Source organism: Actinoplanes sp. NPDC048988 (assembly GCF_043197815.1).
Classification (GTDB): Bacteria; Actinomycetota; Actinomycetes; order Mycobacteriales; family Micromonosporaceae; genus Actinoplanes.
The window spans coordinates 23,624-48,196 of sequence record NZ_JBICTW010000020.1; the positions used below are offsets into that span (position 1 = coordinate 23,624).

Sequence of the window (24,573 nt, forward strand, 5' to 3'; positions counted from 1 at the left end):
GCATCGCTGGCATGCCGAAGAAGGTCGACCACGCCGAGCGCCGCCGGCTCATCGCCGACGCCCTGATGCGGGTGGCGGCGGAGCAGGGGCTCGAGGCGGTCAGCCTGCGGCATGTGGCGGCCGCGGCCGACGTGAGCGCGGGCATGGTGCAGCACTACTTCCGCACCAAGGACGAGATGATGACCTTCGCGCTGTCGGTGGTGCAGGAGCGCAGCCGGGACCGGGCGGAAAAGGCGATCGCCCGGCTCGGCGAGGACCCGCCGCCGCGCGAGCTGCTGCGCGCGCTGGTGACCGCGCTGCTGCCGCTCGACGAGCCGAGCCGGGAGAACGGGCGGGTGGCGCTGGCCTTCCTGGCATACACGGCTGTCCACCCGCAACCGGCCCTGCGGGCCGAGACCGAGCAGATGGTCGGTTTCATCGCGAGCCTTCTCGGCGGGCGGGCCGATGACGCGGCCGGGCTGCTGGCGCTGATGGAGGGCCTAGGCCTGTACGTTCTCGGCGGCCAGTACACCCCCGAGCAGGCGCTGGCCGCCCTGGACTCCCAGTTGGAAAGGCTTTTCAGCGCTTGACGGTACGGGTGAAGCGCGACCGGTACGTGGACGCGCTCAGCCCGTAGTGCGACTTGAAGCGGCGCGCGAAGTAGTTCTGGTCGGGCCACCCCACCGACTCGCCGATCTTGTTGATGGGCTGGTCGGTGTGCAGCAGGCGGGCCGCGGCCAGTTCGACACGATGACGTGACAGGTATGCCATCGGCGGCAGGCCGGTCGCCGACTTGAACAGCCGGACCAGGTAGCCGGGTGCGAGGTGCAGCTCGGCCGCCAGCTCGGTCAGCGTCCACTGGTACTCGGGGCGGGCCTCCATCATCCGCATGGCGTCGAGGACCGCCGGGTGGATGCCGGCCGCGTCGCCGGCCAGGTCGTCCGACTCGGCCACCACGCGGGCCAGCGTGCTGAGGAAGAGCACCAGCCGGCCGACCATGTCGCCCCGGTAGCGGGCCGGCGGCTGGGAGCGCAGTTTCTGCAGGCCGTCGAGGTGTTCGAGGGATCCGGCGAGCTGGTCCGGCTCGAGGTGGGCGTAGAGGATGCCGCGGCGCTGACCCGAGTACGGGCCGGTCCACAGCAGATGGCCGAGTTGCGGGTCCTGCCGGGTCCAGGCCAGCTCGCGCCGCATCAGCTCGGTCGAGAAGCAGCAGTTGTACAGGTCGAGGCCCACGCACTGCTCGTAGCCGTGCCACACGCCCGGCCGCAGCAGCACCACGTCGCCCACGCTCAGCTCGTGCCGCCCGGCCAGGCTGTGGTGGGTGCCCTGCCCGCCGGTCATCACCGCGATCTCGACGAAGCTGTGCGTGTGCACCGGATGGGCGTCCTCGTGCAGGTAGTGCCCGGCCCACACGGCCGATCCCTCGATGAAGTGCAGCAGCGTGCCGGTGGTCTCGACGGGGGGCTCGTCGGTCATGCCTCACCGTAGGCCCCAGGTGAATTTCGTGCTACCTCCGGTTCATCTCGGGCTATGCCGTGGCCTGCGCCACAACGCACGATCGGTGCCAGGCGAAACGGTTTCGCCATCAGTCCGAAACATCGATCACCGGATCGTCCCGGCCGCCTTTGAATCGTTTCACGCACTAGCTCTGGAGAGAAATGCCGGACATCGCCGCACCCACCGACCTCCGCTTCGATCATCATCTGAGTCCCGTGACCGGCATCGGCTCGGCCACCCCGCGCCTCTCCTGGCAGGTTCCGGCCGCCCCCGACGGCTACACGCAGACCCGCTACGAGATCGAGATCGAGCGCGACGGCTCGGCCGAGACCTTCGCGGTCGCCTCCGGCGACCAGATCCTGGTGCCCTGGCCGGGTGCGCCCCTCGCGGCTCGCGACCGGGCGAAGGTACGGGTCCGCGCCGGCGACGACGCTTCGTGGAGCGAGTGGAGTGCGCCGAGCACGGTCGAGGCCGGGCTCCTGAGCCCGGGCGACTGGACCGCCCGGTTCGTCAGCCCGCGCGAGATCGGCGCCTGGGGCGCGCCGGCTCCGCTGCTGACCGGCGTCGTCGACATCCCGGACGGCGTGGTCCGGGCCCGCCTCTACGTCACCGCGCACGGCCTCTACATCGCGAACCTCAACGGCCACCGGGTCGGCGACGAGCAGCTGGCGCCGGGCTGGACCGCCTATCAACACCGCCTGCGCTACCAGACCCACGACGTCACCGACCTGATCACGACCGGGACCAACCGCCTCGAGGTGCTCCTGGGCAACGGATGGTTCCGCGGCCGCCTCGGATTCCAGGGCAAACACGGTGTGTACGGGGACCGGCTCGCGCTGCTGGCGCAACTGGAGGTCGTCACCACCGACGGCGCGGTGCACGCGCTCGCCACCGACGGCTCCTGGACCGCCCGGGAAAGCCCGGTGACCGCCGACGACCTGTACGACGGCCAGAGCGTCGACCTGCGCCGGCCGCCCGGCCCCGAGACCCCGGTCGACGTGGTCGAGGCCGACCTCTCCCTGCTGGTCGCGCCGGACGGCCCGCCCGTGCGGATCACCCAGGTCGTCCCGGCCGTCGCCGTCAGCACGTCGCCCGCCGGCCGGACCCTGGTCGACTTCGGGCAGAACCTGGTCGGCTGGGTCCGGCTGAAGGTGCGCGGCGGGGCCGGCGGGGAGGTCGTCGTCCGGCACGCCGAGGTGCTCCAGGACGGTGAGCTCGCGGTGCGCCCGCTGCGCACGGCCCGCGCCACCGACTCGTACATCTGGGAAGGCTCTGAAGAAGTCGTCCTGGAACCGAATCTGACCTTCCACGGGTTCCGCTACGCCGAGGTGACCGGCGTCGACGGACTGCGCGCGGAGGACGTCGAAGCCGTGGTGGTCGGCTCCGACCTGCGGCGCACGGGCTGGTTCTCGTCGTCGCACGAACTGCTCGACCGCTTCCACGAGAACGTGGTCTGGGGCATGCGCGGCAACTTCGTCGACGTGCCGACCGACTGCCCGCAGCGCGACGAGCGGCTGGGCTGGACCGGCGACATCCAGGTGTTCTCGCCGACCGCGACGTTCCTGTTCGACACCGCCGGCTTCCTCGGCAGCTGGCTGGCCGACCTCGCGGCCGAGCAGCAGAAGGACGGCTCGGTCCCGCACGTGGTGCCCGACGTGATCCGCCAGCCCGGACCGGCCGCGGCGGCCTGGGGCGACGCCGCGACAGTCGTGCCGTGGGTGCTCTACCAGCGCACCGGCGACGTGGGCCTGCTCGAGCGGCAGCTGCCGAGCATGCGGGCCTGGGTCGACCGGATCTCCGGCCTCGCCGGGGCCGACCTGCTGTGGAGCGGCGGCTTCCAGTTCGGCGACTGGCTCGACCCGGCCGCGCCGCCGGCCGACCCGTTCCGGGCCAAGGCCGACCCCGACGTGGTGGCCACGGCCCACCTGGCCTACTCGGCCTCGCTGGTGGCCAAGGCGGCGCTCGCGATCGGCGACGGCGAGGTGGCCCGGGAGTACGGCGAACTCGCGGAGCGGGTGCGGGAAGCGTTCGCCCGGGAGTACGTGACAGCGGGCGGCCGGGTACTCAGCGACGCGCCGACCGTGTACGCGCTGGCCCTGCAGTGGGCGCTGCTGCCCACCCCGGAGCAGCGCGAACACGCGGCCGAGCGGCTGGCCGATCTCGTCCGTACGGCCGGATTCCGGATCAGCACCGGTTTCGTCGGCACGCCGTTGATGACCGACGCGCTGGCCGACGCGGGCGAGGCGGATCTCGCCTACCGCCTGCTCCTGCAGACCGGATGCCCGTCCTGGCTCTACCCGGTGACCATGGGCGCGACCACGGTGTGGGAGCGCTGGGACAGCATGCTCCCGGACGGCTCGATCAACCCGGGCGAGATGACCTCGTTCAACCACTACGCGCTCGGTGCGGTCGCCGACTGGCTGCACCGCCGGGTGGCCGGCCTCGCCCCGGCGCAGCCCGGCTACCGCCGCGTCGAGGTGCGCCCGCTGCTGAGCCGGCACCTCACACGTGCTTCGGCCAAGCATCTGACGCCGTACGGGGAAGCCTCGGTCTCCTGGGAGCGCGCCGACGGGTCGGTCCGCCTCGACGTCGTGATCCCGGTCGGCGCCCGGGCCGTCGTGACCGTTCCCGGTGTGGGCCACTCGATCGAAGTGGGGCACGGGAAGCACTCGTGGACGGCTGACGACCCGTACACGCAAGAAGCAAGCGCAAGCACCGCCGACCTGACACTCCGGCAGCTGATGGACCACGAACCCAGCTGGGACAAGGCTTTGGCCGCCGCGCGCGAAGCGGGTGTGGCCGACGACGAGGCTGTCCTGGCCGACCGGCTGGCGCCGTTCCTCGACGCCCCCGCGAGCGAGTTCGTCGACGCCGCCACCGCACACGGCTTCATCCCCGGCGGGAACGAGCTCGCCGCCCGCCTGCACACCCTCCTCTCCCTTTAAGGAGCATCGATGAAACGCAGCAGAATAGCGCTGTCAGTTCTCGCGTCGGCGACATTGGCGCTCGGCGCCTGCAGCGCCGGCAGCCTCGGCAGCAGTGACGACGAGGGCGGCGGCGGCAAGGTCACCCTGTCGTTCCTGACCGACAACCAGCCGGAGACGGTCAAGATCGCGGAGGGGCTGGCCAAGGACTTCACCGCCAAGAACCCCGACATCACGGTCAAGGTGGAGACCCGCCCGCAGGGCACCGAGGGCGACAACATCGTCAAGACCCGGCTCTCCACCGGCGACATGACCGACGTCTTCCAGTACAACTCGGGCTCGCTGTTCCAGGCGCTCGCGCCGTCGAAGAACCTGACCGCTGTCGACGGCTTCACCGACCGCCTCGACGAGAACTTCGCCAAGACGGTGACCTTCGAGGACAAGGTGTACGGCGCCCCGTTCGGTAACTTCATGGCGGGCGCGATCCTCTACAACAAGGACGTCTACGCGAAGCTCGGCCTCCAGGTCCCCAAGACGTGGGACGAGTTCATGGCCAACAACGCCAAGATCAAGGCCTCCGGCGTCGACCCGGTCATCCAGACGTACGGCGAGACCTGGACCTCCCAGCTGTTCATCCTGGGCGACTACCACAACGTCGAGGCGGCCGAGCCCGGCTGGGCCGACAAATACACCAAGAACCAGGCCAAGTACGCGACGTCGCCGCCCGCCCGGGCCGGCTTCGAGCACCTGCAGCAGGTCCACGACGCCGGCTACATCAACAAGGACTTCGCCTCGGCCAAACTGACCGACGGCCTGACCAAACTGGCCACGGGACAGGGCGCCCAGTACCCGATCCTGTCGGCCATGCTCAGCCAGCTCATCGCCGACAACCCGGGCACCGAGAACAAGATCGGCCTGTTCGCGATCCCCGGAAGTGACACGGCCAAGAACGGCCTGACCGTGTGGAGCCCGTCCGCCGTCTACCTCCCGTCGAGCACCACCGGGGACAAGGCCGAGGCGGCCAAGAAGTTCCTCGACTTCGTCGCCGGCCCCGACGGCTGCGCCTCGCAGGCGGCGGCGTCCCAGCCGACCGGGCCGTTCGCGGTCAAGGGCTGCAAGGTCCCGGACACCGTGCCGCAGGCGGTCAAGGACATGCAGGCGTACATCGACCAGCCGGGCGCGTCCAGCCTGGCCCTGGAATTCCTCTCCCCGGTCAAGGGCCCGGCCCTCGAGCAGATCTGCGTCGAGGTCGGCTCCGGCATCCGCAAGGCCGACGCCGGCGCCAAGCTCTACGACGAGGACGTCAAGAAGCAGGCGCAACAGCTCGGTCTGTCGGGCTGGTAGGTCACCTTGACTGCCATCGTCGAGAAGTCGTCCGCCCGGTCGCGCTCGCGCGCGGCCGGGCCGGCCGGCGGCAAGCGGGCCAAGAGCCCGTACCCGAACTGGTTCTATCTGCCGGCGGCGCTCGTCTACGCCGTGCTGTTCATCGTGCCGACCGTGACGTCGTTCTACTTCAGCATGACCCGCTGGACGCTGTTCGACTCGAAGTTCATCGGCTTCGACAACTACGTGACGTTCTTCAAGGAGCCGGCGCTGGTCTCCGGCCTCACCCACACGATCGTCTACGCGGTCGTGACGTCCGGCCTGAAGGTCGTGCTCGGCCTGGGGCTAGCGGTCCTGCTGACCTCGCAGATCATCGGGCGCGGCTACCTGCGCTCGGTGGTGTTCTTCCCGGTGCTGGTCAGCACGATCGGGGTCGGCCTGACCTTCACGATCCTGATGGACCCGGAGCAGGGGCTGATCAACCAGTCGCTGGCGGTGATCGGCATCGACGGCCCGGGCTGGCTGACCGACCCGTCGTACGCGCTGCTGTCGGTGGCCCTGGTCGACGTCTGGAAGGGTGTGGGGCTGGCGACGCTGATCTACATCGCCGGCATCGTGTCGATCCCGCAGGAGTACTTCGAGGCGGCCCGCGTCGACGGCGCCTCGGCCTGGCAGAACTTCCGCCGGATCGTGCTGCCGCTGGCCCGGCCGGCCACGTTCACGGTGATCCTGCTGTCGCTGATCGGCGGCCTGAGGTCGTTCGACCTGATCTGGGCGATGACCCGCGGCGGCCCCGGCTTCACCTCGGACGTGATCGCGTCGGTGATCTACAAGCAGTACCAGGCCGGGTTCTACGGGCTCTCGACCGCGGGCAACGTGGTGCTGTTCCTGCTGGTCACGGCGATCGTGTTTCCGCTGTCGCGCTACCTCAACAAGAAAGAGGTGGACTTGTGACCGTTGTTGCCTCTTCTCGTCGCCCGCGCGTTCTTCTCAGCCTCGTCGCGATCCTGCTCTCCGTCGTGGTGTTCCTGGTGCCGTTCGCGTTCATCCTGCTGACCGCGGTGAAGTCACGGCAGGAGGCGTCGCAGTTGGACTTCTCGTGGCCCACACAGTTCCAGTTCGTGCAGAACTTCGCCGACGTCGTGCAGGCCCGCGACTACATGCTGATCATCGCCTTCATCAACAGCACGATCCTGACCGTGGCGAGCGTGTCGATCCTGGTGGTGCTGGCGGCGATGGTGGCCTTCGTGTTGCAGCGCCGCCGGACCCGCTGGAGCGGCCTGATCAACTTCCTGGTCCTGTCCGGGCTGATCATTCCGCCGGCCGTGGTGCCGACGATCTGGGTGCTGCAGAAACTGGGCCTGTTCCGGACGATGCCCGGGCTGATCCTGATCGAGGTGGCGTTCGGCCTGTCCTTCTGCATCCTGCTGTTCCGGGCGTTCATCTCGACGATTCCGCGGGAGCTGGACGAGGCGGCCGTCATCGACGGGGCCGGTCCGCTGAGGTTGTTCTTCCGGGTGATTCTGCCGCTGTTGCGCTCGGTCATCATCACGGTGGTGGTCGTGCAATCGGTGACCATCTTCAACGACTTCACGAATCCGCTGTACTTCCTCCCGGGCGATCAGAACGCGACAGTGCAGTTGACTTTGTACAACTTCTCGTCGGCGTACTCAACGCAATACAACCTTCTGTTCATGGACATCCTGCTGATCACGATCCCGCCGTTGCTGATGTTCCTGTTCTTCAACAAGCGCATCGTGGCCGGCATGACCGCGGGCGCGGTGAAGGGGTGAGGCGATTATTCGATTGATCAACGCGCGCTGATCTCCTTAGTTTGTGAACGTGAGCGACGTACTTGTCATAAATGCGGATCTGGGCCCGCTGCACCGGGTCAGCCTGCGGCACGCCGTCCGCATGCTGGTGCGGCGGGTGGCCGAGGTTCACGAGTCCCAGCCGGACGCGGTGATCGGCGTCTGGCCCGTGCCGAAGGTGGTGCGCCTCGTCTCGTACGTGGTGACCCGCTGGCGCCACAGCCGCGGCCCGTCGTGGTCCCGCGCCGGGGTGCTGACCCGCGACGGCCGGCGCTGCGCCTACTGCGGCCGGGCGGCGTCGACCATCGACCACGTCCTGCCCCGCTCGCGCGGCGGCCTGAACACCTGGACCAACACGGTGGCCGCGTGCGGCGGCTGCAACCAGCGCAAGGGCGACCGCACCCCGGCCGAGGCGCGCATGCCCCTGCGGGCGACGCCCACGGCCCCGGCCTGGACGACCTTCGTCTGATGGTGCTCCCGCGCTCGGACCCGGCGGCTCAGGGAATGTCGTCCCGTTCGATCGGCGCGCGGCTACGGCTACCAGTTCTGGGTGGCGGAGAACGGCTTCTACGCGGACGGCGCCTTCGGCCAGCAGGCCGTGCACCTGCGGAACCCCCTGATGACCCGGCCCGGCGTGGCGTAGGCGCCGATCTCAGGAAACCGCCAGCCAGGTCACAGTTGGTACTCGACTGGACCACGTACCGTTGATGGTCACCCAGGCAGGGAGGCTGGCACCAATGAGCGGTGGATTCAAGAGGTTCGTGCTCTCGATGGTCGCGTCGAAACTCCAGAAGCGCAGCCACGGAGGCGGCCACAACGCGGTTGTCGACGGCATGCTGCGCGAGGTGAACCACCGAATCGCCCGCAGCCAGGGCCACCATGGCCACCCCGGCGCGTACGGGCAGCACCCCGGCGCCTACGGCCACCCGGGCGCTTACGGCCACCCCGGCGCGTACGGGCATCCGGGCGCCTACGGCCACCCGGGCGCCTACCCCGGCGGCTACGGCCACCACGGTCACTACCGTCAGGCCCCCGGCTACCACGGCCACTACCGTCATCACGGCCATTACCGGCACCACGGCCACTACCGCCGTCGCCGCTGGTTCTGAGCCGCTTCACCCGTCCCGGCGCGCCCGCGTGGTACGCCGGGACCGGCCGTCTCAGACGTCGAGCAGTTTGACGGTGACCGCGGCCGTGTCGCCGGGTTCCAGGCGCTGGGCCTCGCGGATGGCGCGCTTGATCGGCAGAACGAATGCTCCCTTCTGGCTCCCCGGGAAGATCGAGGTCTGCCACGTGCTGCTGCCCACCGAGGCGCGCACGCGCAGCGACCCGAACCCCCGCCGTATGCCCTCGGTCAGATGACGGATGTCCTCGGACTCCTCCGCCGGCAGCGTCACAAAGGTCCAGCTCTCACCCTTACGCGCGTCCCAGATCCACAGTTCGCTTTCGAAGTCGACCTCCACGCCCCGAAGCATGGCACGGGGGTACGACAACTTCACTCGACGCGGTACTGCTTCACCAGCCCGGCCAGGACGGTGCGGGTCCGGTGCAGGTCCTCGATCTGCGACTCGACCCGTTGGAGCTCGGAGGTGAGGCGGGCGGCCAGCCACGGCGTACGGATGGCCTCGTTGTTGATGCAGGGCAGGACGTCCTGGATCGTGGCGCTGTTCAGGCCGGCCGAGAGCAGCGACTGGATCAGGCGCACCCGCTCGACGGCCGCCTCCGCGTAGTGCCGCTGTCCGCCCGAACTCCGCGAACTCGTCAGCAGGCCCTGATCTTCGTAGTACCGCAGGGAACGAGGGCTGGCGCCGGTCGCGGCGGAGAGGTCGCCGATACGCATCACAGAAACTCCTCTTGACCCTTACACGGATGTCAAGTTTTACCGTGACTCCATGATGACCACAAGCGCCCTGAGTGAGCCGGTCACGCTGGCCGGAATGTCGTTGAGCAGTCAATTCGTGATGGCGCCGATGACGCGCTCGCAGTCGCCGGGAGGTACGCCCACCTCGCGCACGGCCGGCTACTACCGCCGGCGCGCCGAGAACGGCGTCGGGCTGATCATCACCGAGGGCGTGCTGATCGACCACCCGTCGGCCGGTCACGAGACGGACGTCCCCCGGATGCGCGAGGCGGGCTGGCGCCTGGTCACCGACGAGGTGCACGCCGCCGGCGGCCGGATCGCCGCCCAGCTCTGGCATCTCGGCAGCCAGCGGGAGCCCGTCGACGGGGTGCAGGCCTGGACTCCCTCGGCCGTGCCCGAGGCCGGTCGCCCGGACACCCATGCCATGGCGGGCCGGGATTTCCCGGTGCTGCTCGACGCGTACGCCCGGGCGGCCCGGACCGCGGTGCGAGCCGGTTTCGACGCGGTCGAGATCCACGCCGCGCACGGCTACCTGCTCGACGAGTTCCTGTGGCCCCGCACCAACCGCCGGTCCGACCGCTTCGGCGCCGACCGGGCCGCCTTCCCGGCCGAGGTGATCCGCGCCGTCCGCCGCGAGATCCCGGCGTCGATGCCGCTGATCGTCCGGTTCTCCCAGTTCAAGGAGCGCGACTACGCGGCGCGGATCGCCGACACCCCGGACGAGCTCGGAACGATCCTCGGCTCGTTCGCGGCCGCGGGTGCCGACGTGCTGCACGCCTCGCAGCGGCGCTTCTGGGAGCCCGCCTTCGACGGCAGCCCGCTCAACCTGGCCGGCTGGGCCAAGCGGCTCACCGGCCTGCCGTCGATCACCGTCGGCTCGGTCGGCCTGGCCCGGGACTTCATCGGCTCGTCGCGGATGACCGAACTGCTCGACCGCCGCCGTCAAGGTGAGTACGACCTGATCGCCCTCGGCCGGGTGCTGCTGGGTAACCCGGCGTGGGTCCGCCTGGCCGGCGAGGGCCGTCTCGACGAGATCAACGACTACCGCAAGGCGGACGAGGACCACTATTGGTGAAGAGCTGGATTGGTGATTCTCCAGCGAACGTGAGCGCCAGTTGATGAAATGTGTTGCATGTCCGAGTTGTCTGCGGAGCGTGCGGCCTTGAGTGCCTGGCGTGACGGTCTGGTCAATCTTGACGCCGGTAACCGGCTGCTGAATTTCAAGCGGTCGGAGACCGGCACCATCGACGTCCAAGGCCCACCGGCCGACGACATCGTCCGCGCGATCCGCGACGGCCGTGACTACGGCTTCCTCGCCTTCGGCGCCAAGCCTCAGGCCGGTGGCCTGTTCAAGACGGAGCTCACCGCCTCGGCGCTCGGCGGCCACCTGCGCCGCCTGCTGCGCAAGTCGCGTCAGGACTTCCTCGACCGCGGCGTGCCGGTGCTGCATCTCGCCGCCGGCATGCTGCGCTGGCGCGACGAGGAGGACGTCGCCTTCACCAGCCCGATCCTCCTGCTCCCGGTCGAGCTGACCGCGCTCGGGCCGGGCGATGTGCCCAAGCTGCGGTCCACCGGCGACGACCCCGTGGTCAACCCCGCGCTTGCCGTACGCCTGCGCCGGCTCGGCGTCGACCTGCCCGCCACCGGAAGCCTGGCCGAACTGAACGTGCCCGACTACCTCGCCCAGGTTCGGCAGGCCATCGGCACCCGCGACTGGCACGCCGACGAGACGGTCCTGCTCTCCACGTTCTCCTTCCACAAGGAGGCGATGTACCGCGACCTGCTCGACAACGAGGAGCGCATCGCCGCCCACCCGCTGATCCGCGCGCTGGCCGGCGGCGAACCGGGCGCCGGATTCGACCCGATCCCGATCGCCGACATCGACCGGCTGGCCCCGCCCGAGGACATGCCGCTCGTGCTCGACGCGGACGCCTCGCAGCGGGCTTGCGTGGCCGCCGCGGTCGAGGGCCACAGCTTCGTGCTCGACGGCCCGCCCGGCACCGGAAAGTCGCAGACGATCGCCAACATGATCGGCTGCCTGCTGCACGCCGGCAAGCGTGTCCTTTTCGTCTCGGAGAAGGCGGCCGCGCTCGAGGTCGTGCACAACCGGCTCGCGGGCGCCGGCCTGGACGGGTACCTGCTCGAACTGCACAGCCACAAGGCGACGCGGAAGGAGGTGGCCCGCGAGCTCGCCGCGGCACTCGACGACCAGCCGGTACCGGACGCCGGCCGCCCAGTAGACCGCGAGCAGCTCCGCGAGCGGCGCGAACGCCTCAGCGACTACGCCGTCGCGATGAACGAGGTGCGCCAGCCGCTCGGACGCAGCCTTTACGACGTGCTGGGCGTGCTGGGCCCGGCCGAGGTCCCGCTGCCCGACGTCTCGGTCAACTCGCTGACGCCCGAGTCGCTGGAACGCCTGGGCGAGGCCGCCGACGAGCTCGCCCGCTGCTGGCGGCCCATCGCCGGCGACTTCCTCTGGCGTGACGTGATCGAGCGGGAACCGCTCGACGACCGCCTCCGCCGTGCCCGGGCCGCGCTGCGCTCGCTGGCCGAGGTCGCCGGCCGCAACCAGGCCGCGGCCGAGGCGTTCGGCGTCACCCGGCCCTCCCAGGCCGGCAAGCTCGCCACCCTGGTCACGCACGCCGCGCGGCGCCCGGACGGCGTACCCGGCGAATGGCTCACGGCGACGAGCCTGGAGCCCGTCGGCCGCTCGGCCGAGCGCCGCAGCCGCGACCTCACCGCGGTCCGGCAGGCACGGGCAGCGGTCCGCTCCGCCGCCGGCGTCGAATGGCACGAGCTGCCCGACGTCGCCCCACCGGCTCTGGAACCGCGCACGCTCACCGCGGACGCCGCCGAGGAGGCCGCCCACCGGCACGCCGAGGACGCCGACGTGCTCGACGAGGTGCTGCACGACTTGGGCCCGATCGCTTCGCGGCTCGGCCTGCCGCCCGTCGTCACCTTCGCCGACCTGTCCCGGCTGGCCGCGATCGCCGACCTGGCGTCGCGGCCGAACCGCCCCGAGCCGTTCTGGTTCGGCGCCGGGGTGCTCGCCACCGTGTCGGCCGCGGCCACCGCACTGCGCCGCTCGGCCGAGGCGGTGGCCGCGGCCGAGGCGCAGGCCCGCCGCTACTTTCACGAGTCGATCGTCGAGCAGCCGGTGGAGCAGCTCGCCGACCGGCTCACCAACGTGCACCGCGGCCTGCGGAAACTGTTCCGGGCGTACCGCCGGGACTGGGAAGCGGTGGCCGCCTTCGCCCAGCCGGCGATGGCTCCGGCCGAGGCGGTCGCGCATCTGGGCACAGCGGTGGCCTGGAAGGTGGCACTGCGCGAGCAGGCCGCGGCCGAGCGGCAGTACGCGCCCCTGCTGGGCCGTTACTGGCGGCGCCAGGCCACGGACTTCAACGCCATCCACGAGGCGGTGCAGGTGGCTGGTGAGGTGCTGCGGCTCTCGCCGCCCGAGGCCGTGCAGCAGGTCGCCGAACAGGTGGGCAAGCCGCTGCCGGGGCTCGCGCGGATCGCCGCTCAGGCGCGCCGGGTCCGCGAGCCGGAAGCCGAGACGATCCGCGAGGAGATCGCGGGGCTGCGGGCCCGGGTGGAGCCGCTGAAGGCCGCGGCGACGGTGCTGCGCGCCTACAGCCGAGCCTGCGAGCGGGACGTCGACCTGGCCGAGGCGCTGCGCCTGGCCCGGCTGCGCAAGGCCGTCGTGGAGGCGGAGCAGGAGCTCGCGTCGCGGACAGACGAGGACGGGACCCTGGCCGGCCTGGGCGAGGGCCTGGACGAGGCGATTGGCTGGGCGTCGGCCGCCCGGCGACTCGCCACGGGCACGGACCGGCCGCTGACCGACCAGCAGGCGGCGGCTCTGGACGGTTGCGTGGCGGCGGGCGCCCTCGCCGAGCGGGCCGGCGCCTGGGAGCAGGCCCGGAACGGTGTCGTCGCCGCGTTCGCGACCACCCGGCACGAGGAGATCGGTGCGGCTCTCGACGCGTACACCAGCCGCTTCCTCGATGACCTGATCGAGGACCGCACGGGTCAGCAGGAGTGGTTCGGCCACCTCGCCGCCCGGCGGGCGCTCGCCGCGCACGGGCTGGACGCGGCCGTCGACTCTTGTGCCGAGCAGCGGGTGCCGCCCGAGCGGATTCGGGAGGTGCTCGACCGGGCGTTGCTGGCCGCCTGGGCCGACGCGGTGATCCGCTCGGACCGGCGACTGCACCCGGGTGGCTCGGCCGAGCGGGACCGGCTGGTCGAGGAGTTCCGGCGGATGGACGCGGCGCTCGCCGGCAGCGCGCCCGCGGCGATCGCGACGGTCCTCAGCGAACGCAAGGCGGCCGCGCGCAAGCCGGAGGATCTTGCCCTGCTGCGCCGGGAAGGTATGAAGGAGACCCGGCACCTGGCCGTGCGGGAGCTGATCGGGCGGGCGCGTGACACCGTGCTCGCGGTGAAGCCCTGCTTCCTCATGTCGCCGCTCGCGGTCAGTCAGTTCCTGCCGGCCGACCTCACCTTCGACGTGGTCATCTTCGACGAGGCCTCGCAGATCACGCCCGGCGACGCGGTCAACTGCGTCTACCGCGCCTCCGCCATGATCGTGGCCGGCGACGACAAGCAGCTGCCGCCGACGTCCTTCTTCGCGGTGTCGTCCACCGTCGAGCCCTCGGCGGACGCCGACCCCCAGGACGAGGATGAGCCGGCGGAGGACGCGGCGACGGACGTCAACGACTTCCAGTCCGTGCTGGAGCTGGCCAAGGCGTGCGGCGCTTTCCGTACGCTGGCGCTGGCCTGGCATTACCGCAGCCGGCACGAGGCGCTGATCGCCTTCGCCAACCACGCCTTCTACCAGGCCCGGCTGATCACCTTCCCGTGCGCGAACGCGTCCGATCCGGAGTCCGGTGTGGAGCTGATCCTCGCCGGCGGCGTCTACCGCCGGGGCACGACCAGGGACAACCCGGTCGAGGCGGAGCGGGTCGCCGAGCGGATCGTGCACAGCCTCACGACGCGGCCCGACGAGTCGCTCGGCGTGGTCACGTTCTCGGTCGCGCAGGCCGAGGCGATCGAGGCGGCCCTGGGGCGAGCGGTCGCCAAGCATCCCGGCCTGGAGCGCTTTCTCGACGGCGACCGGCTCAACGGCTTGTTCGTCAAGAGCCTGGAGTCGGTGCAGGGCGACGAGCGCGATGTCATGATCTTCTCGATCGGGTACGCGCACGACGAGGACGGGAAGATCAGCACGAACTTCGGCGCCCTCAACCAGCGCAACGGCGTTCGCCGGCTGAACGTGGCGATCACCCGGGCCCGGCGGCGTGTGGAGATCGTCTCGTCGATCCGGTCGAGGGACATCCCGGCGTCGGCCAACGCGGGCGTACGGCATCTGGCCGCCTATCTGGAGTACGCGGAGCGCGGCCTGGCGCCGGCGCCGTTCCCGTCCGCGGTCGACCCGATGGCCGAGGAGATCACCGCGCTTGTGCAGTCCTGGGGCTACCGGGTGCGGACGGCGGTCGGCACCGACGGCTTCCGCGTCGAGGTGGGGGTGCGGCACCCGGCGCACGACGGCGAGGTGTACGCGCTCGGCGTCCAGTGTGACGGGCCGCGCTACGCCTCGATCGCGGCGGCGCGTGACCGCGACCGGATCAGCGCGGAGATCCTGGCCGGGCTCGGCTGGCGGTTGCACCGCATCTGGGGAACCGCGTGGCACCGTGACCGGCCGGGGGAGGAGGCGCGGCTGCGGGCCGCGATCGAGGAGGCCGTCGGCGCACTTCCGGGCGCGTCCGGCCAGTCGTACCGAAGGGTGGACCTTGTGCGGCTTCAACCCGTCTCCTGACCGATTGTCGTATTGACTCGTTGCTGGTTCGTGTCCAGCATGGTTCGGGTGACATCAGGGAGCGCCGCGGCCGGTGCCGCGCCGGTCAGCTGTGTCGCGTTCCGTGCCGACGGTCGACGGCTCGCCAGCGGCTCGCACGGTGGCGGGGTCCTCGTGCAGGACACCAGCGACCCGGCCCGACCGACCAGGCTGACCGAATTAGCCCATCGGTCGGCCGTCCTCGGGGCTGCCTTCAACCCGGCCGCCGCCGACCTGCTCGCCACCGGCTCGGCCGACGGCACCGCCGCCGTCTGGCGCGTCGTCGACGACCGGCCGCCGGCCCTCATGAAGGTCCTGAGCGGCCACCCGGCGCCCGTCACCGCCGTGCACTGGATGCCCGACGGACAGCACCTGCTCTGCCAGCTCGGCGACGGCCGGGCCGCCGTCTGGCACGCCTTCGGCGAGAAGTACCTCGGGGAGGTCGGCGACTGTCTGAGCCTGGACGTCAGCGCCGGCGGGCTGGTCGTCTCGGTCGGCGGCAGCGGCATGGTCTCGGTCCGGGACCTCGCCGGCGACCCCAATCCTCTTGCCGCTCGGCAGGCGCCCGCCGCGGAGGCCTGCGCATGGTCGCCCGACGCGGCGACGCTGGCTCTTGGCCGCCGTGACGGAGCGATCGAGCTGCGCACGCGCCAGCTCGACCCGATCCGCACGCTTCGACCGGGTGCGGCGCCGCTTCGGGCCGTCACCTGGTCGCCCGACGGTCGCTACGTCATCGCCGGCGGATACGACGGGACCGTGTTCGCCGTCGACGCCAACGACCGGCTGCTCTGGCGGCACACCGACGCGGCCATCCGGCCGCGCTCGCTCGCCATCGGCGGCCGGGCGATCGCGGTCGCGTCGTTCGGCGACCGCCCCTATCTGCTCGACGTCTTCTCGGGTGGCTACTCCCGCCAAGAGGCCGGCGAGCCGTCGTCCCCGTCGGTAGCCTTCCGCGACGGCATGATTGTGGCCGACGACCGCACGGTCACCGCCGGCCCGCTCGGCGACCGCACGGTCATCGTCGAGCACGAGCTGCCGGTCCGGGCTGTCGACGCGCTCGCCGACCGGATCGTGGTCACCGCCGCCCACCAGGCGATCCGCCTGATCCGGCTCGATCCGCGGGCCTACGAGGTCGAGCTCGGCGTCACGCTGCGCGCCCCCGAGCCGGTACGCACCGTCGCTCTGCTCGGCTCGGCCGAGGCCACCGTGGTCGTCGCCGCCTCGTACGACTTCCGGCTGTTCGCCTGGACCGTCGACTGGACCGGCCCGCCGGTCGGCCCGCGCCTGGCCGGCGAGTTCGGCAGCGGGATCGCCACGCTCCAGCGCCTCGACGACCAGCGGCTCACCGCGATCGACCACCGGGGTGAACTCGTCATCCTCGCGCTGGGCTCGGACGGGGCTCTCTCCGCTTAGGACCTCTCGGATCATGGCTGCGGCTCCTCTCGCTCGATTGCCCGAGAAGTTAGCCCTCGGCGCGATCGCCCGGTGTGCCAATCGCGCCGCCTGTGGATAACTTTTCCACTGTGGATAACTGAGGATCTTGGCTGGCGGTGGCCTAAGGTCGGGACCGCACGTGTCGGTGGGTGAGGCTTCGCAGAGCGCTCGGCCACCGGATTGACTCGACAAGAGAGAGCGTCACGAGGGCGACAGACCGTCCAGCAGCCGGCGCAGCCCCCAGCAGAACTGCTCCGTGCCCACCCACGTGGCCATGACACCCGCGACCGCGGCGGTGCGGGGATAGGCGCCGACCGGCACGGCGCTGAGAGCGGCCCGGCGCGCGTCGACGCGCTCGGCCTCTGGTGGCAGGGCGCCCGCCCCCGGCACATCGGCCACCTCTAGGGCGATCGAGCCCAGGACGAAGACCATGACGGCGTACGAGCCACGCGCGGCCGCCACCGCGCCGAGGCCGCCCTCGGCGAGTAGGGCGAGCAGGCGTTCGCCCAGGCGCCACGGGCCGGCGCCCTCCATCGGGCCGCCGAGCAGCAGGGGGACGGCGCCGGGGTGAGCCACCAGCCGGCGCCTCAGCTCCAAAGCGAGCTGTTCCACTTCGGAGCGCCAGTCATCAGCGCCGGTGATCTTGTCGGGCAACTCCAGCATGCGTTCGATCAGGGCATGGTGCAGGGCGGCCTTGTCAGCGAAGTACGTGTAGACCGCGTTGGCGGCCACCCCGATGGCGGCCGCGGTGCCGCGGATGGTGACAGCGGCCGGGCCGCCCGCGTCGAGCAGGGCCAGGGCGGCGTCGAGTATCTCGGCCTCGGAGGGTATGTGGCGGCGTTTCCCTGGTTCCATCACGCGAGGTCGGGCGAGGCGGGCGAGGTCAGGCGCGCAGGCGGGCCGCGGCGGACACCGGGTCGAAGCCGAACGGAAGCTCAAGGCGGTGGGCGCGCAGAAGGTCCTCGTCGGCGAGCAGCTCGGGGGTGGGCGCGTCGGCGACGATGCGGCCGGCGTCGAGGATCACCGAGCGGGGGCAGAGCTGGAGGGCGTACGGGAGGTCGTGGGTGACCATCAGGACCGTGACGGGCAGCGGTTCCAGGATCTCGGCCAGTTCCCGGCGGCTGGCGGGATCGAGGTTCGAGGAGGGCTCGTCGAGGACGAGGATCTCGGGGCGCATGGCCAGCACCGTGGCCACGGCGACGCGGCGGCGCTGGCCGAAGGAAAGATGGTGGGGGACCTGGTCGCGGTGCTCGGACATGCCGACGGCGGCGAGGGCCTCGTCGACACGGGCGGTGAGCTCGTCACCGCGTACTCCCAAATTCTGCGGGCCGAAGGCCACGTCCTCGGCGACCGTGGGCATGAAGAGCTGGTCGTCGGGGTCCTGGAAGACGATGCCGACGCGGCGGCGGATCTCGGCCAGGCCGGCCCGGTCGGCCGGGTCGACACGGGCGCCGGCGACCTCGATGGTGCCGGTGCCGCCGTGCAGAATGCCGTTGAGGTGCAGGACGAGGGTGGTCTTGCCGGCCCCGTTGGGGCCGAGGAGCGCTACGCGCTCACCGGCCGGGATGGTGAGGTCGACGCCGCGCAGGGCGACGTGGCCGTCCGGGTAGGCGAAGTGCACGCCGGCGACCCGCAGCGCCGTTTCTGTCTCGCTCATCCCGGACATCATCCCAGGGTCGCGGCCAGGGCGATCCCGGCGGTGGCCACAGGCAGGGCCGCGGCGGCCAGCCACTGGCCCGTGGGGGCACGGTCGTCGGCCGGGCGGGGGAGACGGCCCTGGTAGCCGCGGGCGACCATGGCGAGGTAGACGCGTTCGCCACGTTCGTAGGCGCGCAGGAACAGTGAGCCGACGCTGACGGCGAAGGCCTTGACCTGCCAGAGGAAGCGCGGGTCGTAGCCGCGGGCCAGGCGGGCGATGCGCATACGGCGGGCGTCGTCGGCGAGAACGTCGAGGTAGCGCAGCATGAAGGTGGCGATCTGGGTGAAGACCGCAGGGCAGCGCAGGCGGTCCAGGCCGAGGATCAGGTCGCGCATGGTGGTGGTCGCGGCCAGCAGGAGGGAGGCCAGGACGCCGAGGGTGCCCTTGGCGAAGATGTTCCAGGCGCCGTGCAGTCCGTCGACCGACAGCGACATGCCCAGCCAGGTGATCCGCTCGCCCTGGCCGAAGAAGGGCAGGGCGACGGCGAGCAGGACGAAGGGGAGCTCGATGGTGGCCCGCTTGGCCAGCCACAGCGCGGGCACGCGCGCCGCCGCCGCCACCGCCGTGAGAAGCACGAAGTAGCCGCCGAAGGCCCAGAACTCCGTCCGCGGGGTGATCACCACGATGATGGTGAAGAGCAGCACCGCGGCGATCTTGACCTCGGGTGCGAGCCGGTGGACCGGGCTCTCGCGCAGCAGGTGGAGAGGGTGAGCGTGCCCGGCGCCCATCAGTGGCCTTGTTCGGTGGTGCCGGCGGTGCTCTGGCCGCGGCGGCGGGCCAGCCAGAAGACGCCGCCGCCGATGCCGAAGGTGATCAGGACGCCGAGGACGCCCGAGAGGCCGGTGGACAGGAACTCGTTGTCGATGCCCTTGATGCCGTAATCGGCCAGCGGGCTGTCGGAGAGCTGGTGGTCGCCCTCCTGCTGGGCCATGCAGGTGCCGCCGGTGATCTCGCCGTCGGCGTTGAAGGTGCAGCCCTCGCGGGCGGTGTAGTCGAGACCGTCGGGGCTGCCGGAGGCGAAGTTGCTGGCCACGCCGGCCAGCAGCAGGGCGACGAGCAGGCCGCCGGCCAGGAACCATCCGAGTCGCTTGCTCATGCCGGGGCTCCCACTTCGACGGTGAGCGGCTTGCGGAAGCGCCGCAGGGCGTAGACGAGATCGGGCCGGACACGGGCCACGGTGGCAACGGTGGTGGCGGCGATGACGCCCTCACCGATGCCGATCAGGAGGTGGACGCCGGCCATGGTGCCGGAGATCCACGGAAGCGACAGCTCAGTGGTGCCGCCGAGCGCGTATTCGAGAACGAAGCCCTGTGAGGCGATCACCACGGAGATGATCGAGGCGATCAGGGCGGTGGCGGCCAGGCCGGCCGGGCTCTTCGGCAGGAAGCGCAGCAGCACGACGACCAGCAGGTAGCCGGCGGCGGTGCCGAGCAGCGCCATGTTGGTGATGTTGAGGCCGATCGCGGTGAGGCCGCCGTCGGCGAACAGCAGACACTGCACGATCAGGACGGTCGAGACGCAGAGGGCGCCGACCCACGGGCCGACCAGGATCACCGCGAGGGTGCCGCCCAGCAGGTGGCCGGAGACGCCCGGCAGCACCTGGAAGTTCAGCATCTGCACGGCGAAGATGAACGCCGCGACCAGGCCGGCCATCGGCGCCAGCCGGTCGTCCAGGTCAGCGCGGGCCTTGCGGACGCAGAAGGCCAGAGCCACGACCGCGAAGACGGCGAAGATCGCTGACACCGGTCCGTTCACGATGCCGTTGGCTATGTGCATCGCCGTCGTGTCCATGACAGGCCTCCTCTCAGAATGTTCCCAGCGACCGCAGCATATTGGCGCGGAGATGCTGTTGCAAAGAGTTGGCAACTAGACGTCGGTCTGAAGATCAAGTTAAGCGGAGACGGCGGAAACCCTAGAAGAGGGAGAGCTGACCCGGTGTGGGATCGCGGCGTGCGGTCAGGCCACCGCGGAAGACCCAGGGCCTGACCTCGGGAATCGGGTCGGCGCCGTCCTCCACGACCGGGGGCGAGCCGCCGGTGAGGGCCCACAGTGAGGGACCGAGGTTGATGCCGCGCGTCCGCAATGCCTTTCTCATCACACTCATGCTCAGAGGCAGTCGGGCCGAGGCCAGCGGTGGGATCGGCAGGTCGAGACGCATCCTCATCAGCTCGCGGTTGCGCTCGACGATCTCGCGGGCGGCCGGGTCGGTGAAATGCTTCGCGGCGTGAGCGCCCACGGCGTCGCGGACAAGGGCGGCGCCGGCCTCCCACGCGGCCTCGACGCTGCCGAACGTGGCGAGCAGCTTGGCCGCGGTGGCCGCGCCGAACCGGCGTACACCATGAAGGTTGTCGGACGGGTCGCCGCGCAGCGCGGCGAAGTCGCGGTACTGCCAGGGGTGCACGCCGTAGAGCTCGGGCAGGCCCGCGGCCTCGACGAGCACAGCCTCGTCGAAGCCGCCGTTGCGGACCCGCAGCACCGACGTGTGCTCGTCGAGCAGGGCGAACGCGTCACGATCGCTGGTCATCAGGACCGATCGCCACCCGTCCCGGCGGGCCGACGCGGCGGCACTGGCCAGCACGTCGTCGGCCTCCCAGGACTCGTGAACCACCGTGCAGACGCCGGCGTCGCGCAGCAGGGACGGCGCTTCCAGCAGCTGGGCCGTCAAGTCGGGCGCTTTGTCGGGGCGATGGGCCTTGTACGCCGGATAGGTGAGCCGCCGGGCCGAGGAGGAGGGGCAGTCGAAGCCGACAATGAGGGCGTCGGGGCGCAGATGTGCGGCGGCCCGGGCGAGATAGCCGAAAAGGCCGCGCAAGGCCCAGATCGGCCGGCCGTCCGCGTCGACCCACCCGTCACCGGCGCCCGCGTGGTAGGCCCGGTGCAGGAGACTGTTCCCGTCGAGGACCAATAGCAGCGGCACCTCAAAGAGGGTACGCGGGCCCGCCGGAACCATCACTCCCCTGATGGTCCCGGCGGGGGAACTGGGCGTCAGGCCGGCGGAGGAGCCACGCTCTCCCGGACGACCAGGGACGGCGCGATGGTGCGCCGCGCGGCGTCGGCGGTGCCTTCCTGCTCGATCTGGGCGAGCAGCAGTTCCAGGGTGGCCGTGGCCGCGGCGTCGAAGTCGGGCCGGACGGTGGTCAGCGGCGGCGTGAAGTACTCGGCCTCGGGAACGTCGTCGAAGCCGACGATGCTCACGTCCTCGGGCACCCGGCGCCCGTGCTCGTTGAGGGCGCGCAGCAGGCCGAGCGCGATGTGGTCGTTCGCCGTGAAGATGGCGGTCGCCTCGGGCAGGCGGGCGAGCAGCTGGCCGTTGCGGTATCCGGAGGCCGCGTTCCAGTCGCCGGTCAGCAGCGGTGGGATCTCCCGGCCGGCGTCGCGCAGCGCCGACTCCCAGCCGCGTACGCGGCCGGCCGCGTCGAACCAGTCGGACGGGCCGGAGATGTGCCAGACGGTCTCGTGGCCGGCCGCGAGCAGGTGCTCGGTGGCGGCCCGGGCGCCGGCCACCTGATCGACCGTGACCAGCGTGCTGGTGCGCTCCGGGTCACCGTCGATGGTCACCAGCGGCACGTGCTCGGGCAGCTGGGCCAGGGCCGGGCCGGCGCTCGCCACGGGGGCGATCACCACGAGCCCGGCGACCCGCTGGTCGAGATGGCGCTCGACGGCGTCGGCGATGGAGCGCTCGTCGAGGTTGCGGACGCTACCCACGTTGACCGCGAATCCGGTCGCCAGGGCGGCCTCCTCGAACGCGGTGAGCATCATGGCCGGCCCGTACAGCGCCGTGTTCTGGGTGACCACGCCGATCACCTTGGAGGTGCCGGTGACCAGGGCGCGAGCCGCCCGGTCGGGCCGATAGCCGAGCTCGGCGATCGCGGCCTGTACCTTGAGACGGGTCTGCTCGCTCACGTTCGGGTGCTCGTTCAGCACCCGTGAGACTGTCTGATGGGAGACCCCCGCCAGCCGGGCCACGTCCATCATGCCCGGCGGTCGTCCGCGCTTCACGCTCACCCGGGGCAGGATATCGCCTCATCACAGCCCTCCCGCGAGCAGCTGATACGGCGTGCGCGTCGCATCGACAACCGGCGATATCGCCGATCGCTTCCGGTGGGCCGGCAGTGTGGTCGCGGTGGTCCACGGCCGAGGCAGGCCGGCCGGCGCCCGCAGGCGCAGAAGCGGCTTGCGCAGCGTCTGGAGGCCGCTGATCCACATCTTGGCGGGGGAGAAGGCGTGGATCCAGGCGATCACGCCCGCGCAGCGGTCGTCGGTGTTCGCGGCGACCATGGTGGCCGTGATCGCGGCGGCGTCGGTGAGCACCGGGCGCCAGACGATCGGCAGTGGGACGTCGCCGGAGCCGTCGAGCTCGGCGACCACCTGCTGCGACTGGGCGGCCACCCGGGCCAGAGTGTCCTCGCCGTGCCGGTCCTGGCTGCCGGTGAGAAACCAGATCTCGCGAGCGGGTTGCGGCTCGACCGTCATGAGCCACCCCGCACCGGCGGGCCGGCCACCGTGTCCCGGTCGACCATCGCGGGCTCGACGAGCGTGGAGGTCGCCGTCCGGGCGCCGGTGACCAGCTGGTCGAGCAACAGCCGGAGGGCCTGGCGGCCCACGTCGGCGAACTCCTGCCGGATCGTGGTCAGGGCGGGATGGAAGTACGCGGCCTCGGGCACGTCGTCGAAGCCGATCAGGCTCACGTCCTCCGGTACCCGGCGGCCCTGCTCGGCCAGCGCCCGCATCACGCCGAGGGCCACGTGGTCGTTCGCCGCGAAGACGGCAGTGCAGTCGGGGATGCGGGCCAGCATGCGGCCGCACTGATAGCCCGACGCCGCCGACCAGCCGGCTCGCAACATCGGCGGTGCCTGGGCGCCGGCCTCGGCCAGGGCGGCGCGCCAGCCGGACTCCCGGGCCCGGCTGCCATGCCATTGCTCCGGGCCGGCGACGTGCCAGACCGTGCGGTGGCCGTGTTTGAGAAGGTGTTGCGTGGCGAGCCGGCCGCCGGCGTACTGGTCGACCGAGACGTTCGCGACGTCCCACTCGGGCAGGCCGTCCACCGTCACGATGGGGATGCCGGGCGGGACGAGGCGCATCGCCTCGGCGGCCGCGTCGACCGGAGCGATGAAGACGAGGCCGGCCGCGCCCTGCTGCACGAGCCGCTCGACGATCCGCCGGGACGCCGCGGTGGCGTCGTAGCCGGCCACGTGGCCCACGGTGAGGGACAGGTCGGCGCCGAGCGCGGCCTCCCCTATCGCCTGCACCATGCTGGACGGGCCGTACAGCGTCGTGTTCTGGGCGACCACACCGACCACGTTGGACCGGCCGGTGGCCAGCACCCGGGCCGACAGGTTCCGGCGGTAGCCGAGTTCGGCGATGGCGGCCAGCACCCGGGTGCGGGTCGTGGGTGAGACGTGCGGGTGTCCGTTGAGCACACGCGACACCGTCTGATGGGACACGCCCGCCCGGGCGGCCACATCGGACATGACGGGGCGGCGGCTCATATGAAGTCGTCCTTTACCGGCGGGTAGCGGAAATGTGAACGCAAACATGCGGGGTGGGTGTACGCGCTGTCAAGGGCCCATTACACCGCCGTTACCTGTTCGTGACATTGGCGGTCGTGCGCGGCAACGAGGTCGAACTGGGATCTTGACATCCCTCGGGGCGGTACCGGATCGTGTCCGTCGTGTATCGACCGCGTTTCGCCGAGTCCGCTGCGGTTCGCGGTCCATGTGAACGCTCTCAGGGCGCGAAGACGGCACGGTGAGCGACGAGTTGGTGGGCCTCTGGGACAGTGCGCCCTATGAGTACGGTTCCATGGAGGCCAGCAGTATCGCCCTGCACGCGGACGGGTCGGGCTGGTCGGTCTGGGAGAACGCCGGTGGTGCCGCGCTGACCATGCTCCGGTGGACCCGCGTCGGCCCCTCGACCGTGAAGATCGTCGAGAGCGGGACCTTCTTCGGTACGTGGGATCCCTCGGCGCCCGTCGGCAGTCGCCTGATTCTCGACGATCCGGACGACGACCCCGAGGAGCCGGCAGGCGCCGGTGGTGACGTCGTCGAGCTCGGGTACGAGCTCGGCGAGGACGTTCCGCCGCTGGCCGAGAGCCCGATGGTGGTGCTCAGGCTCGCGGAGTCGTATCAGGGAATGGCGACCTACGCCCTCAGCCGGCGCGACCTCGGGCCGGCTGACGTCCCCACGGTCGCCGAACCGGCCTGACCGACGCCCGCGAT

23 protein-coding genes are annotated in these 24,573 nt (G+C 71.1%); 11 read left to right on the top strand and 12 right to left on the bottom strand.

The window, feature by feature from the left end; genetic code table 11:
* The first annotated feature begins 11 nt into the window (after window positions 1-11).
* Window positions 12-569, top strand: a complete 558-nt coding sequence (locus ACGFJ7_RS39890; protein ID WP_392647141.1) for a TetR/AcrR family transcriptional regulator — start codon at window positions 12-14, stop codon at window positions 567-569.
* Here the strand turns inward: ACGFJ7_RS39890 and ACGFJ7_RS39895 are convergent.
* Window positions 559-1,455: an AraC family transcriptional regulator gene (locus tag ACGFJ7_RS39895; protein WP_360254302.1), complete on the bottom strand. Its 897-nt coding sequence runs from the start codon at window positions 1,453-1,455 to the stop codon at window positions 559-561. The two genes, ACGFJ7_RS39890 and ACGFJ7_RS39895, sit on opposite strands and share 11 nt — an antisense overlap.
* Before the next feature lie 182 nt (window positions 1,456-1,637).
* Between ACGFJ7_RS39895 and ACGFJ7_RS39900 the strand changes: the two genes are divergently transcribed.
* The 6 genes from ACGFJ7_RS39900 (at window position 1,638) to ACGFJ7_RS39925 (ending at window position 8,643) form a co-directional block, all read left to right on the top strand.
* Window positions 1,638-4,421, top strand: a complete 2,784-nt coding sequence (locus ACGFJ7_RS39900; protein WP_392647142.1) for a family 78 glycoside hydrolase catalytic domain — start codon at window positions 1,638-1,640, stop codon at window positions 4,419-4,421.
* 9 nt (window positions 4,422-4,430) lie between these two features.
* Window positions 4,431-5,744 (top strand): ABC transporter substrate-binding protein, encoded by a 1,314-nt coding sequence (locus tag ACGFJ7_RS39905; protein ID WP_392647143.1) that lies wholly within the window; start codon window positions 4,431-4,433, stop codon window positions 5,742-5,744.
* Between the two features lie 6 nt (window positions 5,745-5,750).
* Window positions 5,751-6,677, top strand: a complete 927-nt coding sequence (locus ACGFJ7_RS39910) for a sugar ABC transporter permease (RefSeq protein ID WP_360254308.1) — start codon at window positions 5,751-5,753, stop codon at window positions 6,675-6,677.
* The gene (locus tag ACGFJ7_RS39915) at window positions 6,674-7,516 is read left to right on the top strand and encodes a carbohydrate ABC transporter permease (RefSeq protein ID WP_360254310.1); all 843 of its coding nucleotides are present in this window, start codon (window positions 6,674-6,676) and stop codon (window positions 7,514-7,516) included. The genes ACGFJ7_RS39910 and ACGFJ7_RS39915 overlap by 4 nt, the downstream gene beginning before the upstream one ends.
* A 49-nt stretch (window positions 7,517-7,565) precedes the next feature.
* On the top strand, window positions 7,566-8,003 hold the full coding sequence (locus ACGFJ7_RS39920) for an HNH endonuclease (protein WP_360254312.1): 438 nt from the start codon (window positions 7,566-7,568) through the stop codon (window positions 8,001-8,003).
* A gap of 268 nt (window positions 8,004-8,271) precedes the next feature.
* Window positions 8,272-8,643 carry a hypothetical protein gene (locus ACGFJ7_RS39925; protein ID WP_360254314.1) on the top strand — a complete coding sequence of 124 codons (372 nt, stop codon included), beginning with the start codon at window positions 8,272-8,274 and terminating at the stop codon, window positions 8,641-8,643.
* A 51-nt stretch (window positions 8,644-8,694) separates the two neighbouring features.
* Here ACGFJ7_RS39925 and ACGFJ7_RS39930 read toward each other — a convergent pair whose 3' ends face one another.
* Both ACGFJ7_RS39930 and ACGFJ7_RS39935 read right to left on the bottom strand, forming a co-directional pair.
* Window positions 8,695-8,997 carry a DUF1905 domain-containing protein gene (locus ACGFJ7_RS39930; RefSeq protein WP_360254316.1) on the bottom strand — a complete coding sequence of 101 codons (303 nt, stop codon included), beginning with the start codon at window positions 8,995-8,997 and terminating at the stop codon, window positions 8,695-8,697.
* A gap of 32 nt (window positions 8,998-9,029) precedes the next feature.
* Window positions 9,030-9,374: a MerR family transcriptional regulator gene (locus tag ACGFJ7_RS39935; protein ID WP_360254318.1), complete on the bottom strand. Its 345-nt coding sequence runs from the start codon at window positions 9,372-9,374 to the stop codon at window positions 9,030-9,032.
* A 52-nt stretch (window positions 9,375-9,426) separates the two neighbouring features.
* Here ACGFJ7_RS39935 and ACGFJ7_RS39940 point away from each other — a divergent pair, with 52 nt between their 5' ends.
* Genes ACGFJ7_RS39940 through ACGFJ7_RS39950 form a run of 3 tightly spaced genes read left to right on the top strand, consistent with a single transcriptional unit; the run spans window position 9,427 to window position 16,635 of the window.
* On the top strand, window positions 9,427-10,470 hold the full coding sequence (locus tag ACGFJ7_RS39940; protein WP_392647149.1) for a 12-oxophytodienoate reductase: 1,044 nt from the start codon (window positions 9,427-9,429) through the stop codon (window positions 10,468-10,470).
* Window positions 10,471-10,527: 57 nt separating this feature from the next.
* The gene (locus ACGFJ7_RS39945; protein ID WP_392647151.1) at window positions 10,528-15,204 is read left to right on the top strand and encodes a DUF4011 domain-containing protein; all 4,677 of its coding nucleotides are present in this window, start codon (window positions 10,528-10,530) and stop codon (window positions 15,202-15,204) included.
* Between the two features lie 48 nt (window positions 15,205-15,252).
* Window positions 15,253-16,635 carry a WD40 repeat domain-containing protein gene (locus ACGFJ7_RS39950; RefSeq protein ID WP_360254324.1) on the top strand — a complete coding sequence of 461 codons (1,383 nt, stop codon included), beginning with the start codon at window positions 15,253-15,255 and terminating at the stop codon, window positions 16,633-16,635.
* Window positions 16,636-16,857: 222 nt separating this feature from the next.
* On the opposite strand, the gene ACGFJ7_RS39955 is transcribed toward ACGFJ7_RS39950, so the two are convergent.
* The 9 genes from ACGFJ7_RS39955 to ACGFJ7_RS39995 form a co-directional block, all read right to left on the bottom strand.
* Window positions 16,858-17,511, bottom strand: a complete 654-nt coding sequence (locus ACGFJ7_RS39955) for a TetR/AcrR family transcriptional regulator C-terminal domain-containing protein (RefSeq protein WP_392647153.1) — start codon at window positions 17,509-17,511, stop codon at window positions 16,858-16,860.
* A 28-nt stretch (window positions 17,512-17,539) separates the two neighbouring features.
* Window positions 17,540-18,313, bottom strand: coding sequence for an ABC transporter ATP-binding protein (locus tag ACGFJ7_RS39960; protein WP_360254328.1), 774 nt, complete (start codon window positions 18,311-18,313; stop codon window positions 17,540-17,542).
* Between the two features lie 8 nt (window positions 18,314-18,321).
* Entirely contained in the window at window positions 18,322-19,083 is a 762-nt protein-coding gene (gene cbiQ, locus ACGFJ7_RS39965; RefSeq protein ID WP_360254330.1) for a cobalt ECF transporter T component CbiQ, read from the bottom strand.
* Window positions 19,083-19,451 (bottom strand): PDGLE domain-containing protein, encoded by a 369-nt coding sequence (locus ACGFJ7_RS39970; RefSeq protein ID WP_360254332.1) that lies wholly within the window; start codon window positions 19,449-19,451, stop codon window positions 19,083-19,085. Before ACGFJ7_RS39970 ends, cbiQ begins: the two co-directional genes overlap by 1 nt.
* Entirely contained in the window at window positions 19,448-20,146 is a 699-nt protein-coding gene (locus ACGFJ7_RS39975) for an energy-coupling factor ABC transporter permease (RefSeq protein ID WP_360254334.1), read from the bottom strand. The genes ACGFJ7_RS39970 and ACGFJ7_RS39975 overlap by 4 nt, the downstream gene beginning before the upstream one ends.
* 121 nt (window positions 20,147-20,267) lie before the next feature.
* On the bottom strand, window positions 20,268-21,272 hold the full coding sequence (locus tag ACGFJ7_RS39980; RefSeq protein WP_392647158.1) for a 5'-3' exonuclease H3TH domain-containing protein: 1,005 nt from the start codon (window positions 21,270-21,272) through the stop codon (window positions 20,268-20,270).
* A gap of 68 nt (window positions 21,273-21,340) precedes the next feature.
* Window positions 21,341-22,330 (bottom strand): LacI family DNA-binding transcriptional regulator, encoded by a 990-nt coding sequence (locus ACGFJ7_RS39985; RefSeq protein ID WP_392647278.1) that lies wholly within the window; start codon window positions 22,328-22,330, stop codon window positions 21,341-21,343.
* A gap of 51 nt (window positions 22,331-22,381) precedes the next feature.
* Window positions 22,382-22,828 (bottom strand): hypothetical protein, encoded by a 447-nt coding sequence (locus tag ACGFJ7_RS39990; protein ID WP_392647161.1) that lies wholly within the window; start codon window positions 22,826-22,828, stop codon window positions 22,382-22,384.
* Window positions 22,825-23,826 carry a LacI family DNA-binding transcriptional regulator gene (locus tag ACGFJ7_RS39995; protein WP_392647281.1) on the bottom strand — a complete coding sequence of 334 codons (1,002 nt, stop codon included), beginning with the start codon at window positions 23,824-23,826 and terminating at the stop codon, window positions 22,825-22,827. Before ACGFJ7_RS39995 ends, ACGFJ7_RS39990 begins: the two co-directional genes overlap by 4 nt.
* Window positions 23,827-24,103: 277 nt before the next feature.
* Between ACGFJ7_RS39995 and ACGFJ7_RS40000 the strand changes: the two genes are divergently transcribed.
* On the top strand, window positions 24,104-24,559 hold the full coding sequence (locus tag ACGFJ7_RS40000; RefSeq protein WP_392647163.1) for a hypothetical protein: 456 nt from the start codon (window positions 24,104-24,106) through the stop codon (window positions 24,557-24,559).
* Window positions 24,560-24,573 lie beyond the last annotated feature (14 nt).